Source organism: Leifsonia xyli subsp. cynodontis (assembly GCF_050632205.1).
Taxonomy (GTDB): Bacteria; Actinomycetota; Actinomycetes; order Actinomycetales; family Microbacteriaceae; genus Leifsonia; species Leifsonia xyli_D.
The window spans coordinates 2,534,946-2,551,232 of sequence record NZ_CP192578.1; the positions used below are offsets into that span (position 1 = coordinate 2,534,946).

15 protein-coding genes and 2 pseudogenes are annotated in these 16,287 nt (G+C 72.6%); 8 read left to right on the plus strand and 9 right to left on the minus strand.

Going from position 1 to position 16,287, the window contains the following annotated elements:
• Positions 1-2: 2 nt before the first annotated feature.
• Entirely contained in the window at positions 3-1,124 is a 1,122-nt protein-coding gene (locus tag ACQ86M_RS12575) for a glycosyltransferase family 4 protein (RefSeq protein ID WP_431245697.1), read from the plus strand.
• Positions 1,125-1,200: 76 nt separating this feature from the next.
• On the opposite strand, the gene ACQ86M_RS12580 is transcribed toward ACQ86M_RS12575, so the two are convergent.
• Together ACQ86M_RS12580 and ACQ86M_RS12585 are read right to left on the minus strand one after the other, a co-directional pair.
• On the minus strand, positions 1,201-2,532 hold the full coding sequence (locus tag ACQ86M_RS12580) for a hypothetical protein (protein WP_431245698.1): 1,332 nt from the start codon (positions 2,530-2,532) through the stop codon (positions 1,201-1,203).
• A 268-nt stretch (positions 2,533-2,800) separates the two neighbouring features.
• Positions 2,801-3,316: pseudogene (locus ACQ86M_RS12585) on the minus strand (CpsD/CapB family tyrosine-protein kinase); the annotation flags it as partial.
• On the opposite strand from ACQ86M_RS12585, the gene ACQ86M_RS12590 reads away from it, so the two are divergent.
• The gene (locus ACQ86M_RS12590; protein ID WP_431245699.1) at positions 3,246-3,407 is read left to right on the plus strand and encodes a hypothetical protein; all 162 of its coding nucleotides are present in this window, start codon (positions 3,246-3,248) and stop codon (positions 3,405-3,407) included. The pseudogene ACQ86M_RS12585 and the gene ACQ86M_RS12590 overlap by 71 nt on opposite strands.
• A complete protein-coding gene (locus ACQ86M_RS12595) occupies positions 3,408-3,878 on the plus strand; it encodes a hypothetical protein (protein WP_431245700.1) in 471 nt (156 codons plus the stop codon).
• A 228-nt stretch (positions 3,879-4,106) separates the two neighbouring features.
• Here ACQ86M_RS12595 and ACQ86M_RS12600 read toward each other — a convergent pair whose 3' ends face one another.
• The 4 genes from ACQ86M_RS12600 to ACQ86M_RS12615 form a co-directional block, all read right to left on the minus strand.
• A complete protein-coding gene (locus tag ACQ86M_RS12600) occupies positions 4,107-4,835 on the minus strand; it encodes a hypothetical protein (RefSeq protein WP_431245701.1) in 729 nt (242 codons plus the stop codon).
• Positions 4,832-5,596, minus strand: coding sequence for a CDP-alcohol phosphatidyltransferase family protein (locus tag ACQ86M_RS12605; RefSeq protein ID WP_431245702.1), 765 nt, complete (start codon positions 5,594-5,596; stop codon positions 4,832-4,834). Before ACQ86M_RS12605 ends, ACQ86M_RS12600 begins: the two co-directional genes overlap by 4 nt.
• The gene (locus tag ACQ86M_RS12610; RefSeq protein WP_431245703.1) at positions 5,593-6,807 is read right to left on the minus strand and encodes a DUF1972 domain-containing protein; all 1,215 of its coding nucleotides are present in this window, start codon (positions 6,805-6,807) and stop codon (positions 5,593-5,595) included. The genes ACQ86M_RS12605 and ACQ86M_RS12610 overlap by 4 nt, the downstream gene beginning before the upstream one ends.
• 129 nt (positions 6,808-6,936) lie before the next feature.
• Entirely contained in the window at positions 6,937-7,905 is a 969-nt protein-coding gene (locus ACQ86M_RS12615; RefSeq protein ID WP_431245704.1) for a glycosyltransferase family 2 protein, read from the minus strand.
• A gap of 99 nt (positions 7,906-8,004) precedes the next feature.
• Between ACQ86M_RS12615 and ACQ86M_RS12620 the strand changes: the two genes are divergently transcribed.
• Both ACQ86M_RS12620 and ACQ86M_RS12625 read left to right on the plus strand, forming a co-directional pair.
• Positions 8,005-8,955, plus strand: coding sequence for a glycosyltransferase family 2 protein (locus ACQ86M_RS12620; RefSeq protein WP_431245705.1), 951 nt, complete (start codon positions 8,005-8,007; stop codon positions 8,953-8,955).
• Positions 8,956-9,014: 59 nt separating this feature from the next.
• Positions 9,015-9,326: pseudogene (locus ACQ86M_RS12625) on the plus strand (polysaccharide deacetylase family protein); the annotation flags it as partial.
• Here ACQ86M_RS12625 and ACQ86M_RS12630 read toward each other — a convergent pair.
• Positions 9,249-9,548: a hypothetical protein gene (locus ACQ86M_RS12630; protein WP_431245706.1), complete on the minus strand. Its 300-nt coding sequence runs from the start codon at positions 9,546-9,548 to the stop codon at positions 9,249-9,251. The pseudogene ACQ86M_RS12625 and the gene ACQ86M_RS12630 sit on opposite strands and share 78 nt — an antisense overlap.
• 105 nt (positions 9,549-9,653) lie before the next feature.
• Positions 9,654-10,688 carry a glycosyltransferase gene (locus tag ACQ86M_RS12635; RefSeq protein WP_431245707.1) on the minus strand — a complete coding sequence of 345 codons (1,035 nt, stop codon included), beginning with the start codon at positions 10,686-10,688 and terminating at the stop codon, positions 9,654-9,656.
• A gap of 198 nt (positions 10,689-10,886) precedes the next feature.
• Here ACQ86M_RS12635 and ACQ86M_RS12640 point away from each other — a divergent pair, with 198 nt between their 5' ends.
• From ACQ86M_RS12640 to ACQ86M_RS12650, 3 genes are read left to right on the plus strand one after another with little or no spacing between them, the layout of a single operon-like run.
• Complete coding sequence (locus ACQ86M_RS12640) at positions 10,887-11,141, plus strand: hypothetical protein (RefSeq protein WP_431247925.1); 255 nt, start codon at positions 10,887-10,889, stop codon at positions 11,139-11,141.
• Complete coding sequence (locus ACQ86M_RS12645) at positions 11,120-11,956, plus strand: glycosyltransferase family 4 protein (RefSeq protein ID WP_431245708.1); 837 nt, start codon at positions 11,120-11,122, stop codon at positions 11,954-11,956. The genes ACQ86M_RS12640 and ACQ86M_RS12645 overlap by 22 nt, the downstream gene beginning before the upstream one ends.
• On the plus strand, positions 11,953-13,317 hold the full coding sequence (locus ACQ86M_RS12650; RefSeq protein ID WP_431219020.1) for a lipopolysaccharide biosynthesis protein: 1,365 nt from the start codon (positions 11,953-11,955) through the stop codon (positions 13,315-13,317). The genes ACQ86M_RS12645 and ACQ86M_RS12650 overlap by 4 nt, the downstream gene beginning before the upstream one ends.
• A gap of 238 nt (positions 13,318-13,555) precedes the next feature.
• Here ACQ86M_RS12650 and ACQ86M_RS12655 read toward each other — a convergent pair whose 3' ends face one another.
• A complete protein-coding gene (locus ACQ86M_RS12655) occupies positions 13,556-16,195 on the minus strand; it encodes a right-handed parallel beta-helix repeat-containing protein (RefSeq protein ID WP_431245709.1) in 2,640 nt (879 codons plus the stop codon).
• Between the last annotated feature and the right edge of the window lie 92 nt (positions 16,196-16,287).

The window sequence follows — 16,287 nt, forward strand, 5'->3', positions numbered from 1 at the left end:
TCGTGGCGCACCCCGGTTCGGAGCTGTACGGCTCCGACCGGGTGCTCCTCGAGTCGGTGAGCGGGCTGATCGACCACGGCTGGGACGTCCTCGTGACCGTCCCGGCCGACGGCCCCCTCGTCGCCGAGCTCCGGCGGCGGGGGGCTCGCGTCGAGCTGTGCCCCTCACCGGTTCTCCGCAAGAGCGTCCTGCGGCCCCGCGGTTTCGTCCGGTTCGCCGCGACGACCGTCCGCGGAATCGCCGCCGGCGCGGCGCTGCTGCACCGGGAGCGGCCGGCGGCGGTCTACGTCAACACGGTCACCATCCCGCTGTGGATCGCGCTGGCCCGGATGGCGGACGTGCCGGTCGTCGCCCACGTGCACGAGGGCGAGGCCACCGCCTCCCGGCTGGTGAAGCGCGTCCTCTCCGCCCCGCTGCTGTTCGCGCAGGGGGTCGTGGCGAACAGCCGCTTCAGCGTCGGAGTGCTCGAGAGCGCGTTCCGGTCGCTCGGGCGGCGCACACAGATCGTCTACAACGCGGTGCCTGGCCCGGCCCGCCGCGACCCCGCGCGTCCGGAGCTGGACGGCGACCTGCGCGTCACGTACGTCGGCCGGCTGTCGCCCCGGAAGGGCGTCGACGTGGCCATCGACGCGATCGCCGAGCTCGAGGCCCGTGGCATCCCGGCCCGGCTCGACCTCGTCGGCGCAGTGTTCCCCGGCTACGAATGGTACGAGCGCGATCTGCGCGACAAGGTCGAGGCCAAGCGCCTCCAGTCGCGCGTCGCCTTCCGCGGGTTCCAGCCCTCGGTGTGGGACTACCTCAGCAAGGGCGACGTCGTGCTGGTCCCCTCGGTCGCCGACGAGCCCTTCGGCAACACGGCCGTGGAGGGCATCCTGAGCGGCCGTCCGGTGATCGCGAGCGCCACCAGCGGGCTCCTGGAGGCCACCGACGGCTACCGCACGGCGGTCACCGTCGAGCCCGGGGACGCGGCCTCGCTGGCCGACGCCCTCGAGCGCACCATCGCCGAGTGGGACACGGCCGCTGCCCTGCTCGAGGAGGACGTCGAGCTGGCGCAGCGCAAGCACAGCCCGGAGTCGTACCGGCACCGCATCGCGGAGATCGTCGGGGCCGTCGCGCGCCGCTGACCCGTCCCCTGGGGATCGAGTGGTGAGTCGTGGCTCCTTCACGCGTCGAGTCGCGACATGATGTCGCCACTCGGCGTCAGAGGGAGCGCGGCGCGGGAGACGGAGCCGGGGCGGACACCAGGGCGGCCGCGGGGCGGCGGGCCGGGCGGCCCAGCACGAGCGGGCGGTTCGCGTCGGGAGCCAGCTGCGTCGTCGCGGCGAGGCCGGCCACGAACCAGACGAAGATCGAGTACTGGGTGATCAGCGCCACGGTGGCGAACGCGGGGATCTGGGCGACCAGCGCGATCGTGGCCGGGGACGCCTTGCCCCGCAGGACGAGCAGGATGCCGAAGACCAGCGCGACCACGACGGCCGCGAGCACGATCAGCCCGTTGGTGAGCCCGGTCAGGATGAGCTGGCTGTCGATCGAGCGGAAGTTGCCGAAGTACAGCGACCCCGCCGAGTTCTTCTCCGCCGACTGGGCGACGCCGACCAGGTTCATCGTCCCGAAGAGCGACGTCAGATCGGCCCGGTACGTCGCGCTGTCGGAGGCCTCGGCGCCGGCGTCGTCGAAGACGGCGGACACCAGCGGGAACAGCACCGCCGAGACGATCAGCACGCCGCTGGTGAGGGCGATGCGCGCGCGGCGCGAGATCGCATCGCGCATGAACAGCACCGAGAGCGCCACCCCGAGCAGCGCGCAGATCATGCCGATCCGGCTGAAGGTGTAGACCGACGCCACCAGCATCGCCAGCACCATCGCGCAGCGCACCCAGAGCCGGAACGGCGACGCCAGCGTGATCGGCACCGCCATCGCGAGGCTCGCGCCCAGCGCGATCGAGTGCCCGAAGGCGCCCTCCGCGCGCGGGACGCCGCCCCGCTCCTGGATGGTGCCCCAGATGGAGTACAGGGAGTTGCCGACCTTGAGCTCGACGAACGGGTTCCAGTGCGTGAGGCCCTCGATGATCGCGAGCACCGCGACGACCGTGAAGCAGACGGCGATCGCCCCGTGCACCCACGCGGGGTCGACGCGGAGCGGCGCCACCCGGCCGACCACGTAGCCGGCGACGAAGTAGGTCACCACGATGATCGCGGCGCCGAGGGCGATACCGGCGTTCCCGACCAGGATGGAGCAGAGCGCCGCGACGACGACCAGCGTCATCAGCGCATCCAGCCAGCTCAGCCGGAAACCCTTGATCGGGAGCAGCGCCGCCACGACGAGCAGGGCCGCGGCGGTGGCGGGCGGCAGGTAGTAGTTGCCGTTGAACCCGACCCCGAAGCCCGCCCAGATCGGCACGAAGCACAGCACCACGATCCAGGTGGCGACGGCGAGCTTCGGCGAACGGCGCAGCACCAGGAACCCGATCACGGCGACGCCGAGCGCCGCGGAGATCAGGAGGACCCGGTCGAGGAGGGCGCCGCTCAGCACGTCGATGCCCGTCAGGAGGCGCTGTGCGTGTGCGCGGTGCCGGAGGGGCGGCGCCGCCCGCGGGCTTGGCGTCGTCGTCGGCCGCAGCGGGGGCGGCGGCCTCCGCGGCGGGCTCAGCCGCGGTCTCCGCGGTCTCCGCGCCCTCCGATGCCGCACCGCCCCCGCGCCGGCCGGGGAGGCCGAGCCGGCGCTGGGTCGGCTCGGCCACGTAGTACGCGTTGCGCTCCTTGCCCGTCGCCACGCGGTTGAGCACGATGCCGAGGACGGCCGCTCCCGACTTCTGCAGGGAGTCGACGGTCTGCGCGAGCTGCTGCTTGCGCACCCGGGTGCGGTCGACCACGACGAGCGCCCCGTCGACCTGGCGGGCAAGGATGGACGCGTCCGCCACCGAGCCGAGCGGCGCGGTGTCGATCACGATCACGTCGTACTGCGCACGCAGTCGCTCCAGCAGGTCGCTCATGGCGCGCGACGAGAGCAGCTCGCTCGGGTTCGGGGGGATGGGGCCGGCGGCCAGCACATCGAGGTCGCCCGCTCCCCAGCGCTGCACGACATCCTCGAAGTCCGCGCGTCCGGCCAGCACCGACGTGAGCCCGGCGCTGCCCGTCAGATTCGTGTAGGTCGCGATCGCGGGACGCCGCAGGTCGGCGTCGATCAGGAGCACGCGCTGACCGGTCTCCGAGAGGGCGAGCGCCAGGTTGGACGAGATCAGCGACTTGCCCTCGGACGGGATCGACGACGTGATCACGAACGACCGCGTCGGCGAGCCGAGCGTGACGAACTCCAGGTTCGAGCGCAGCTGCCGGTACGCCTCCGCCGCGTTCGAGAGCGGCGCGGCGATGAGCACGGGCACGCCGTCCTTGCTCCGCTCGCGCTGAATGGAGCCGACCAGCGGCGCCTTCGCGACCTCCGTCGCCGTCTCGGCGTTGTGCACCCCGGTGTCGAACGTCGCGCGCAGCACCACGATGAGCGCGCCGACGATGAGGCCCAGCAGCAGGCCCGACAGGACGTTGAGCCGCGTGTTCGGGGACGACGCGAACTGGGGCGTGGCAGCGTGCTCGATCACCCGGACGGACACGGTGGCGTTGCCCTGCGCCGTCTTGGGTGCGATCTGCTCCACCGTGCTGGACAGGCTGGCGGCGACCGCGTTGGCGATGTCGGCGGCCTTCTGCGGGTCGGTGTCCGTGACGGCCAGCTCGAGGATGACCGTGTTCTGCGGTGTGCTCACCGAGATGGCGTCGGCCAGCTGGCTCGGGGTGACCGAGAGATCCAGCTGGTCTACGACCGGCTTCAGGACCACCGGTGACTCGGCCAGTTGCGCGAACGAGAGCATCTGGTTCTGCGTGTAGGTGGAGCCCTGGCTGAGGTCGTTGGCGGAGCCGCCGAAGTTCAGCGAGAAGTAGAGACCGGAGGTCGCGGTGTAGCTCTTGGTGGCCAGCTGCGACAGGCCGAAGCCGAGGAGCGCACCGGCGATCGTCGCGATGACGACCACGTACCAGAAGCGGCGGAACGCCTGGGCGTACTGCTTGGAGTTCATCGCTTCTCCTCGTCGGCCGGCGGGACGTCCCTGCGGGCGGTCACTGGAACACCACGAGCTTTGCGCCCGCCTGATCGCTCAAGGTTACGGTGACGGCGCCGTCCTCGTCAGCAGGAACCGAGAAGACGTACACGGCCGTCGCCGACGCCCCCGGCGCGAGGGATGCGGTGAACGGCTTCGCGGCGGGGTCGCCGGCGACGGGCGCGGCCGGGGTCGCAGCCGAGCCGTAGTACGCGTTCACCGTCGCGGTGGAGAGCGGGAAGGCCCCGCCTGTCCCGTTGGTGAGCCGCAGGGTGACCTTCACCGCGGGGCCGCTGACCTCGCCCGCGCGCTTGGCGGTCGCGGTGTACGACTCGACCGACACCACGCTGGCGGTGAGGCCGGAGGGCGTCTTCACGTCCTGCTTCACCTCGGCGGTCTGGGCGACGACTCCGCCGAACCGCGCGTCCATCTGGCCGGGCTTCGCCGGGGCGGGCGTCGCCGGAGTGTCCGTCGCGGAGGCGGACGGCGAGGGGGACGACTTCGCGCCTGCGCTGTCGGTCGGCCGCGGCAGCTGCGAGGCGGCCGGCTTCAGCGCGTTGGCGACCGGGCCTCCTGCGGGACGGGCGAAGGAGTAGACGGAGGCGGTCACGATCGCCGCGATGATCGCCAGGCCGCCGACGGCCGCGAGCGCGACGAGCCCGATGCGCTTGCGCGTCCATCCGCTGGTCCGGCCGGGGGCCGGCTCGTCGGATCCGGGCAGCTTCTGGGTGTGGTCATCGGGGGTCATGGCCGGTCTCCTTCGGAGCGGAGTTCGCGAAACCAGCTGACCGCTGCGGCGAACAGGAAGAGCGTCGTCGCGAGGACGATCAGGGTGTAAAGGACGAGGAAGCCGGGCAGCCAGCCCAACAGGACGAAGGACAGGCACAGCACCCCGTAGTCCATCGGGAGCACCAGCACCGCACGGAGCCAGGACGGGCGGCCGGGCGCGTCGGCGGCGAGCGAGGCCCGCCCGTGCTGGCGGCGGAGCTGCTCGGTGAGGATCATGCCGAAGAACAGCACCGACGAGACGACCGCCGAGATGAGAGGCACGATGAGCCAGGCGGTCGGCGTGGACGAGTGGAGGTACAGGCCGAGACCGAGCGCCAGCGGCATGCTGACGACCTTGGTCGCATCCACCATGTGGTCGAGCCACTCACCGGCCGGGCTGCTGCGCCCGGTGAGGCGGGAGAGCTGGCCGTCGGCGCTGTCGAAGGCGTAACCGATCAGCAGCATGATCGCCACGCCGATGCCGAGGGGCCACGACGGCGGGAAGACGACGAGCAGGATGAGCGCCGCGAACGTCCACACCGCGCTGATCGCCGTGACGGCGTTCGGCGTGAGCCCCGCGCGGTACGCCCACGCGGTGAGGTACCGCCCCAGCCGCCGGTTGACGAACCGGGAGTAGGCGGGCGCGCTGCGGGCGGCGGGCTTCTGCGCGGCGGCGAGCCGCCGCAGCACGGTGCCGTACGACTCGCGGGCGGGGACGCCGTCGATCGTCTCTCCGGTCACGACTCCACCGCCTCTCGGGCGAGGGCCGGTCGCTGCGCTCCGACGCGCTGCACGGTGAGCGGACGCCGGGCGCGCACCTGCACGCCTTCGGCGAGGTCGCGGCAGAGCGCTTCGTACTTGTCGGCGACGTCGTCCCAGTCGTAGCTGAGGGCACGGCGGCGGGTCTCCTCCCGGCGGGCGAGATGCCCGGCGGGGTCGGCCTCGGCGGCCTCGACGACCCGTGCCACGTCGTCCTCGGTGGTGAAGTAGCCGCCGGCGGAGCCGAGCACCTCGCGGTTGAAGACGACGTCGTACGCGAGGGTGGGCGCCCCAGCGCCGATCGCGCGGAGCAGCGAGGGGTTGGTGCCGCCGACGGAGTGGCCGTGCAGGTAGCTGTAGGCGTTGGCGTACAGCTGGTCGAGCAGGCGCTGGTCCCACACCCCGCCGAGGAAGCGCACACGGTCGTCGGCGAGCGCGTGCACCCGGGCGGTGTACGCGTCGGCGTAGGGCGCCGAGCCGACGACGATGAGCGGCAGCGTCGCGCCGCTGCGGCGGTATCCGTCGACGATGGTGTGGACGTGGTTCTCGGGCTCGAAGCGGGCGACCAGGAGGTGGTATCCCTGCGGGCGGAGGCCTAGCCCGTCGAGCAGGTCGGCGTCGTCGGCGACCTGCGGCGCGCCGTAGGCGATCAGCCGGGTCGGAGCGTGGAACTCGTCGCGGTAGTAGTCGGCGATGCCCTGCGCGTCGGCGATCAGGCCGTCGGACCAGCGCACGGCCGCGGACTCGGCGAGCCGGTAGTACCGGCGGCCGGTCCCCTTCCACTTGTCGCGCTTCCACTCCAGGCCGTCGACGTGGGTGGCGACGGGGATGCGCGCCGCGCGGATCAGCGGGAGGTACGGCGAGTTCGCGGCGTTGAAGACGAGGGCGACGTCCGTGCGGTGGCGCAGCAGGTGGGCGACGGAGAGCCCGGTGTGGCTGAGGGTCTCGAGGGAGCGCCGGCGCAGCGCGCCCTTGTGGACGAGCTCCATGCCGCGGTGCTCGGAGAGCCGCTCAGCGGCGGTCTCCGCCCCGGTCGGCCGGCAGTACACGACGACGCGGTGTCCGCGGTCGGCGAGGCGGGATCCGACCTCGTCGACGGCGGTCTCGAACCCGCCGTAGCGGGCGGGCACGCCGCGCGTCCCCACCATCGCGATGCTGAGCGCCTCCCCAGCGCGCTTCCCCCTGGTCTGCATCGGCTTCTCTCGTCCTGTCGGTCGGTACGGAGAGTCCCGACGACGGAGACAAAACCGGGTCAGCGGGCGAGAATCCGCGGTCGTCGGTTTCGGTGTGCACCAGGGTCGGGTCTCTGTTGCCCCCTCAGTCTATGACGAGAAATCCTCAACTGTTGCTCCCCTTTTTGGGGGTCTTTCCCGAGGGGCACGGCCGCGGGAGGCGCGCAGCCCGTCGCGGACGCCCCGGAACGCCGCGCGCAGCGGAGCCGTCGAGCGGAGGAACTGGCGCCGGCCGCCCTGCAGGAGCACCTCGTACGCGATCGGCAGGGACGCCCGCCGCCAGCGCCGCACCGTCTCCGGGTCGAGGTTCCGCGCCGCGAACACGAGGCGGTTGCGGATGTTGAAGTAGTAGTACGTGGCCGACTTGGCCTCGCCGCTCGACGCATGCCCGTCGCCCTGGGTGCCGCCCTCGGCGTGCACGGCGGTCGCCTGCGGCACGACCTCCACCCGGGCGCCGGCGCGGCGGGCGCGGTACGAGAGCTCCACGTCCTCCCAGTACAGGAAGTAGCCGTCGCCGAACCCGCCGATGGCGCGCCAGAGCTCGGCGGTGACCAGCAGGCAGGCGCCGCTCAGCCACTGCTCCACATCGGCAGCGGTCAGGCCGAGCTGCTCGCGCTTGCGGGATGCGGTGATGCGCCCGTCCTTCAGGTGCAGGTCGGAGCCGTCGAACCAGACCGAGCCGTCCGGCCTCAGGATGCGCGGAGCGAGCAGCACGCGCGGGTCGCCTCCGGCCGAGGCAAGCAACGCCGTGACGTCCTCGGGCTCGATGCTCGCATCCGGGTTGAGCAGCAGCAGCCGGGTCGCGCCGGCGGCGAGCGCGCGTTCGGCGCCCGCGTTCATCCCGAGCCCGAAGCCCAGGTTGCTCTCGGGCTCGACGAGTTCCCAGCCCTCGGCCGCCGCGAGCCGCCGCATCGCCGAGCGCTCGTCGTCGGTCGTCCGGTTGTCCACGACGACGGTGCGGGCGCCGTCGAGCCGCCGGGTCAGCGGGGCGAGGTTCCGCGCGAGCAGGCCGGAGGAGCCGTAGCCGACGACGATCACGGCGAGCCCGTCGAACGTCATCGTGCCCCCTCAGCCGGTCGCCCCGTCCGGGCGCTGGCGTGAAGCCTATACCTGTGTGAGCATGGTGACTCCGCCACCCGACCGGAGGACCGGTACTCGATGACCGACCAGCGCCTGCCCGTGACCATCGCCGTGCCGACGTTCCACCGGCCCGGGGAGCTGCGCATCCTGCTGCCCCTGCTGCGGACCCAGGCGGAGGAGGTGGATGCGGCGGGCGCTACGGAGACCTCCGTGCTGGTGATCGACAACGACCCGGGCGGGAGCGGGCGCGCCGCGGCCGAGGAGGCCGGCGTCCGGTACGTCGTGGAGCCGCATCCGGGCATCGCGGCCGCCCGCAACCGCGCGCTCGACGAGGCCGCCGGATCGCGGCTTCTGGCGTTCATCGACGACGACGAGCACCCGCATCCGGGCTGGCTGCGCGAGCTGATCCGGGTGTGGCGGATCTCGGAGCCCGCCCTCGTCGCGGGCCGTGTGGTCGCCGAGTTCGAGCGGCCGCCCGGCCGCTGGATCGAGGAGGGGCGCTTCTTCGTGCGCCGCTCCCTCCCGACCGGGACGCCGCTGACCGTCGCCGCAGCGGGCAACCTCCTGCTCGACCTCGACCAGGTCCGCGAGAGCGGCATCCGCTTCGCCCTCGACCTGGGGCTGAGCGGCGGCGAGGACACCCTCTTCAGCCGGCAGCTCGGCCGCGCCGGGTACCGGATGGTGTGGTGCGACGAGTCGGTGATCACGGACCTCGTCCCCGCGGCACGGATCAGCCGCCGCTGGGTGCTGCGCCGGGCGTGGAGCCACGGCAACTCGGCGGCGGTCGTGAGCGTGCGGCTGGCGGGTGGATCGGCCGGGCGGGCGCTGGCCCGAGCCCGAGCGGCGCTCGGCGGCGCCGGACGGGTCGTGCTCGGCGTGGCCCGCACGGCCGTCGGCCTCCTGCTCCGGTCCCCCGGCCATCAGGCCCGCGGCTCACGCGCGGCCTACCGCGGGGCCGGGATGGTGTGGGCGGCGTTCGGCGGCGTGTATCAGGAGTACGCGCGCACGAGCGACGGGCAGCAGGCGTGAGCGCCCGGAGCCGGGCCATCGCGTTCGTCCGTCGCGCGGGCGCGCCGATCGGGTCTGTCATGCGGGTCCGCACCGACGAGCCGATCGTCGTGGCGACCTTCGACGACGGCCCGTCCTTCCGCACCGCGGGCGTGCTCTCGGCGCTCGCGGACGCCGGCGCGACCGCGACCTTCTTCGTGCTGCTCTCTCGCACCCGGCGCGATCCGGGCCTCCTCGACGAGATCCTCGGCGCCGGCCATGAGCTCGCCCTGCACGGGCCCGACCACCGCCGGCTCACGACGCTGCCGCCCGAGTCACTCGCCGGGCGGATGCGCGACGCGCGCGCCGAGCTGGAGGACCTGGCCGGACGCAGCGTGCGCTGGTTCCGGCCTCCGTACGGCGCGCAGAGCCTGCGCTCCTGGCGCGCCGTGAAGGCGGCCGGGATGGAGCCGGTGCTGTGGGGGCCGACCCTCGCGGACTGGCGGGACGCGCCGCACGACGAGCGCCTGCGCCTGGCGCTGGCCGCCGAGCGGGGCGCCATCATCCTCGGCCACGACGGTCACGCCGACGCGGTCGACGGGGTCGACGACGGACCCGCCCCGAGCGTCGACCACGCCGCGCTGCTGGCCGAGGTGACCGCCGGCTACGCCGCCCGCGGCCTGCGCCTGACCTCCTCGGTCAGGCCGCCGCGAACGGCCGGCTGGTGCGCGAGGCGCGGTTCAGGAGCTGACGCCCGCCTGCCCACGGCGGCGCCGGACCAGCCCGATGGCCCGCCGGTACGCTGCCTCGTGCTGCGGACCCGTGTCCGACCACGATCGCGCGCTCAGGTCGGGGTGACCCTCGATGCCCGCGGCGCGATCCGCCGCCTCCCGCAGCACCTCGGGGGTGAGCTCCGCGTAGCGCCGCACCCAGTCCGGCCCGACCTCCTCGGCGAGCGCCGCCGTGGTCTCGTTGTCCGGCACGAGCACGGGGCGGTCGAGGGAGAGGGCGGTCAGCACTCCGCCCGAATTGTGCATGTCGCGGTAGGGCAGCACGATGAGCTCGCTCCGGCCGACGAGGTCGGCGAGCTCGGCGTCCGGCAGGAAGGCGAGCCGCACCTCCACCCGCAGGTCCCCGGCGGCGAGTTCGCGCACGGTCGCCGCCAGTTCGTCGCTCGACGGCTTCCCCGCCACCGTCAGCCGGAGGTCGTCGCCGGGCACGCGGGAGAACACCTCGAGCAGCTGCTCGACGCCCTTGTAGCGGCGGATGAGACCGAAGTACCCGAGCCGGCCACGCTCGCGCTCGGGCCGCGGGTAGCGGCCGAACCACTCCCGGTAGTCACCGTGCAGGATCGTCTCGTACGCGGTGCCGGGCGGGAACGGCGTGGTCGGGTTGAGCCGGATGCGCAGCGTCGTGCGCCGGTCGAACCAGCGCAGGATGCCGCGCTCCCGCCGCGAGATGCCCTCCGGCAGGTGCAGGTTGTGCGCCGTGCGGACGATGGGGGTCCGGGTCAGCTGGAGCTTGAGGATGAGCAGCACGGTCAGGCCCTGCCGGACGAGTGCCTTCAGCGGGCTCTGGCCCGAGACGAGGATCTCGGGCCAGTGCGCGTGGAAGACGTCGTAGCGCCCGAGCAGGGCGCGCCGCCACGAGAACGTGCGCACCTCGAGGCCCGGGGTCGAGGAGAGGGCGTCGCGCAGCATCACGATGTACGGGTTGGTGGTGGGCCGCGGGTCGGGGAAGGACTGCTGGACGACGATTCGCTCGGGCTCGCTCATGGTGCGACCCACCCTATGGCCGGGCGGCGTGCACAGCCAGGAGGACCCCCAACACTGGGTGCATTTGTGAGAAAGCCTCGTTATTTGCCGTCCGGCTGCCTAGACTCGGCTCCAGAGGCCCGAGACCCGACTCGAGGGCCCCGACCAGACCCGGAGCGGCCCGTGGCGAGCGAAGCGCCAACCCTTCACCATCAGCACGTGCGACTGTACGACCAGGTGCGCAGCGTGCACCTCGAGCGCGCCCACGAACTCGACCCCGCCGCCATCGTCTATCGCGTCAAGCGCTACGACTTCGACCCGCAGCTCGCCACCGGCCTCGAGCTGGCACAGGCGGGGACGCTCGGCGCCGCCCGCATGACCCTGCGCAGCCGGATCACCCGGGTGGAGGTCGACGAGCCGCTGTACCTCGACTCCCTCCCCGCACCGCGGCCGTGCTCGCGACGCTCGCCGTGAAGCGCCTGTTCGGCGCGCCGCGCGCCCAGGTCGCGACGTACGCCATCGAGAACCTCGACCCGTTCGCCGAGCGCCCGCCGCGCTTCCGGAGCCGTGTTCGCCGCACCCTCGAGCGGATGCTCGCCGCCTACGTCTGGCACCGGCTCGACACCGTCGTCTACGGCACGCCGGGCGCCCGCGACCTCTACGGCGAGCGCTTCGCCCGCCGTCCCCACCGGCAGCTCACGGTCGAGGCGCTGCCCAGCCCGTGCCATTGCGGCCACGGCCGCACGGTGCTGCGCGACCCCGACGGCGTCGTCTTCCTCGGCTCCTTCTCGCCGCGCAAGGGATTCGGCGACGTGCTGGCCGCCTGGCCCGCCATCCGCTCCCGCCGCGACGGGGCGACGCTCACCCTGATCGGCTCCGGCGGCATGCTCGAGCAGGCGGAGGCGGCCGCGGCGCACGATCCCTCCATCCGGCTGCTCGTCGACCCGCCGCGCGACGTCATCCACACCGAGCTCCTGCGCGCGCACGTGCTGGTGCTGCCGTCCCGACGCGTCGGCGGCTGGCGCGAGCAGATCGGCCTGCCCCTGGTGGAGGCGCTCGCGCACGGCTGCGAGGTGGTGACCACCTCGGAGACCGGCATCGCCGAGTTCCTCATCGACGCCGGCCACATCGTGCTGCCGGGCGATGCGGACGCGGCGCGGATCGCCGACGGGGTGGATGCCGCCCTCGGCCGCCACCGCACCGCCGACGAGATCCGCTCGGCCCTGCCCGCCGTCGACGGACGGCTCGCCGCGGGCCGTGCGCTGTTCGACGACGGAGCGGCCGCATGACCACGGTGAAGGCCGCGCGCGGCAAGCGCAACGGCATGGTGCGGGCCGTGGGCTCGACCGCCGTCGTCAAGGTGCTCGTGATGGGCATCTCGGGGCTGATCGGCATCGTGAACAGCCGGCTCATCATCCAGAACTTCGGCACCGACGCCTACGCCCAGTACGGTCTGCTGGCGGCGCTCCCCGCCCTGCTGCCGTTCGCCGACCTCGGGATCGCCGCCGTCGTCATCAACGCCGTCGCCGGATCGGACAAGCCCGCCTCCGACCGGCTGGTTCGCAGCACGATCGTGACCGCTTTCCGCATCCTGCTGATGTCCGCCGCGTGCATCGTCGCCGTCGGCATCGTGATCTCGCTGCTCGGCTGGTGGCCGGCCATCCTGGGCGGCGCGCTGCTGCCCGACGGCGGCAGCCTCGCGGCCTTCCTCTGCCTGGCGACGTTCGCACTCGTGCTCCCGCTCACCGTCGGCTCGCGGGTGCTCGTCGGCCTCGGCCGCACCAGCACCCAGACGGCGAGCCAGGCGGTCGTCGCCCCGGCGATGTTCCTCGGCCTCGCCACCCTCGTCGCGCTGTCCGCACCGGCGGGCAGCTTCCTCGCGGTGCTCTCCTACATCGCGAACGGCCTTGCGTCGCTGATCTGCCTGATCGTGGCGGCCCGGCTGATCCGTCCGCAGATCGGCCACGCCCTCCGCGAGGTGCCGTTCCCCCGGCGCTACCCCGGCGTGCCTGCCATGGGCGTCGCGTGGCCGATGCTCGTGCAGATGATCGCCCTGCCGATCGCGATGCAGACCGACCGGCTGCTGCTCAGCCACCTCACCACCGGCACCGAACTGGCGCAGTACAACCTCGCCTCGCAGCTCTTCGGCCTGGTGGTCCAGACCATCGCGGCGGCGGGCGTCGCCCTGTGGCCGATCTATGCGAAGGCGCGGTCGGAGTCCCGCATCGAGTCGCCGATGAAGCCGACCCTGTGGTTCCTGGCGGGCGGTCTCGGGCTCGGGCTCGTCCTGGCGGCGATCTCGCCGCTCCTCACCCACTTCATCGCGGGCGACCGCTTCACTCTCGACCCGTGGCTGGTCGGCGGCTTCGTCGTGTTCGTCGCCCTGCAGGCGGCGAAGTACCCGGCCGGGATGTACATGACCGACAAGCGCGGCCTCACCTTCCAGGTCTGGCCGATCCTCGCCAGCGTGCCGCTCAACCTGGTGCTGTCGTGGTGGCTGATCGGCGTCATCGGCGCGGGCGGCCCGATCGTCGGCTCCGCGATCAGCGTCGCGCTCTGCCAGGTGCTGCCGAACCTCTGGTACGTCACACACGACCTCGGCCGCCGCCGGGCTGAAGTGTCCGGCGACGGCCGAAGGGATGTGCTCTGACGCTCATCACGATCAGCTGCTGCGCGGTCGTGGCGGCACCCTTCCGCCGCGCCGGAAACGGAGGAGTTGTCGCGCCCGACCGGTGCGCCGATCGTCCGTTCCCCGCTGCGCGCGGCGTGTCGTCCGTCGATCTCCTCCCTTTCCGGCACCCCACGGCCCGGAATGCGGAAAGGAGGCGCTCCCGGCCGGATGGGCCGGGAACGCCTCCCTCGGGACCGCGGTCCGCGTCAGGCCGTGATCACCAGGCGCCGACGTGCACCGTGCCGGCCGGCTTGCCGGCCAGAGCTGCGATGTCCGACGGGAGCCCGGTGCCCGGGCTGGTGACCGTGGCGAGCAGCTGCGACGGCGCGAGCGTCGGAGCATTCTCCGCGATCGTGCTGTGCGCCTCCTGCCCGCTCGCCGAGGTGAACGCTCCGAACGTCGTGTAGACGGCCGGGTTCCCGGCGCCGCGCGACCAGATGACCGCCCAGGTGGGCGCCGAGGCGGACGGACGGCGGTACAGGTTGTAGTCGCTCGTCACGTGCATGGTCTCGGCCGAGAACGTGTGCGAGTAGTCCTCGACGCAGAGCAGGCAGTTGCCCGTTCCTCCCGAGACGATGTTGTTCCGGATCGTGGTCGGGCCGGTGATCCAGGTCATCGTCGGGTCGGGGAACGCCTGGCGCGGGTCGTGACCGGCGTCGTTCGGGTTGTTCCCGCGACGCGAGTCCTGCGTGATGTCCAGGTTGCGCGCGTTGTCGGTCAGCGTGTTGTTCCACACCTTGGCGTTGCTGATGTCGTTCAGCTTGATGCCCGCCGAGGTGTTGCGCGACGACACGTTGTCCACGAGGGACGCGGTGGCCGAGATCTCCAGCACGATGCCGTTGCCGGCGTTGCCGATGGAGTCGTTGTGCGCGATGGTCATGCCGTACACCGACTCGTCCATCCACAGGCCGTGCGACTGGTTGCGCACGAAGGCGCTGTTGCGGACGTCGATGATGCGCGAGCGCGTGATCTTCACGCCGCCCGAGACGGGCGAGGTGTTGAAGTGCTCCGCGTTGTTCCCCGCGGCCAGCACGTGGTCGAGGGTGAGGTGGTCGGAGTAGTTCGCGTGCACGCCGAGCAGGCCGTTGCGCGCCGCCGTGACCGAGCGCAGCGTGTTGCCGTCGCCGCCTAGCGAGACACCGGTCGTCGCGTTGTCGGTGAACGCCACGTTCTCGAACAGTGCTCCGCCCTTGTACGCGGTGACCGCGCCCATGTCGGGCACCGACGGTGCGTACCGGCGGACGCCGACGCCCTTCAGCGTGAAGCCGGCGGAGCCGACGCTGATCGCCTTCTGCAGGTCGCTCGCGCGCACCTGCTGGCCGGCCGGGTTGGTGCCGAGGACGAGCGCCTTGGCCGTCGTGTCGTAGAAGAACGTTCCGGGCTGCACCTGCGAACGGCTCGCCACCTGGCGCTGCGCGACGGAGCCGATCCAGACCTGGTCGGGGTGCGACGCCATCGGGTACGACGGGTTCAGCCACTGCCAGCCGGCGGAGGTGCCGTCGGGCGCGCCGCGGTCGTAGGTCGGGCTGGAGTCGAAGACGTGGTTCCAGCCTCCGGCGACCCAGGTCGAACCGCTCTGCGTCCATCCGCTCACCACGGAGCTGCCGTCGAGGTAGGCGGCCTCCTTCGGGTACGACTGGATGGTGAGCTTCTTGGTGCCGGGCACCGTGAGCGACTCGTGGTAGTTGCCGGCGCGCAGCACGATCGTCGCGCCGCTGGGCGCCGCGTCGATGGCGTGCTGAACCGTGCGGAACGGCGCGGACGCGGTGCCTGCGGCACTGTCGGACCCGGCCGGGGCCACGACCACGGCGCCCGCGGGAACCGCGTAGGACGTGGTGCCGATGGCGGCCGCTCCGGTCGCGAAGCGCGTGCCGGAGGTGTCGATGCTCGGGTCACCCGCGGGAGCCGTCGGCGTCGGACCGGTGGCCGGCGGGGCCGGCTGAGTCGTCTGCGTCGGCGTCGGGGTCGGCGTCGGCGTGGTGGTCGGCGTCTGGGTGGGCGACGTCGTCGGCGTGGGCGTCGGCGAGGTCGTCGGGTCGGCCAGCTTCAGCTTCGCCGCGGTGAGCGAGTCGAAAGCGACCGGCTGGGCGGCGCTGGAGCCGGAGACGTACGACCAGGCCGCGAGGGTGCCCGCGGTCATCAGGCGCTTCGCGCTCGAGTCGTCCGCCTGGACCTGCCAGCCCGGGGTCGCCTGACCGGCGAGCCAGGCGCGCGCCTGCAGATGCACCGGGTTCGATCCGGTGGCCTGGAACTCGAGGCGCACGGCCGCGCCGGCCTTGACGCCGGTGGCGACGCGGGTCTCCGTGCCGACCGTGGTCTGGTCGGCGGTGGAGCCGTTGACGCGGATGATCGTGAGGGTCATCGCGCCCGCCGCGTTCACGCGGACGTTCGCCTGGTAGTGGGATCCGCCGGCCACGCGCGTCTGCACGCCGGCGAAGATGCCGTTGCCGCTGGTGGGCAGGCGCGGGACGTCGATCGTCGCAGCGGTCGTGACGTCGGCGGCCGTGACGGACGGGAGGGCGGCGGTCAGCGACGTCCCCGGACGGGGAAGGGCCATGCTGCCGGACGTCCCGTTGGCCGAGAAGGCCGAGGTGCCGGTCGTCTTGTAGGCGCCGCCGAGCGGTGCGCTGCCCCAGCCGCCCGCGGTGACGCGGGAGAAGTCGTCGTTCACCAGCTGGCTGCTGACGACGTAGCTGGAGGGCGCCGCGGAGGCGGTGAGCGCGGGCAGGCCCACGACGGCGAGACCGGCGATGGCCAGTGTCGAGGTCGATGCGACCAGGATGTTGCGCTTCGAGATTCGGTTGTTGTTGGGGGCTTTTGCGGTGTTGGTGAGGCGGTGTCTGGCCTTGCGGACCATGGACTGTCTTCCAATACTGATAGTTCGCGAACAGAAAAACACAGAGGTGAGACCAGGCCTTCTGCGCGGAGTTGGAGAGACGCTAACACGCG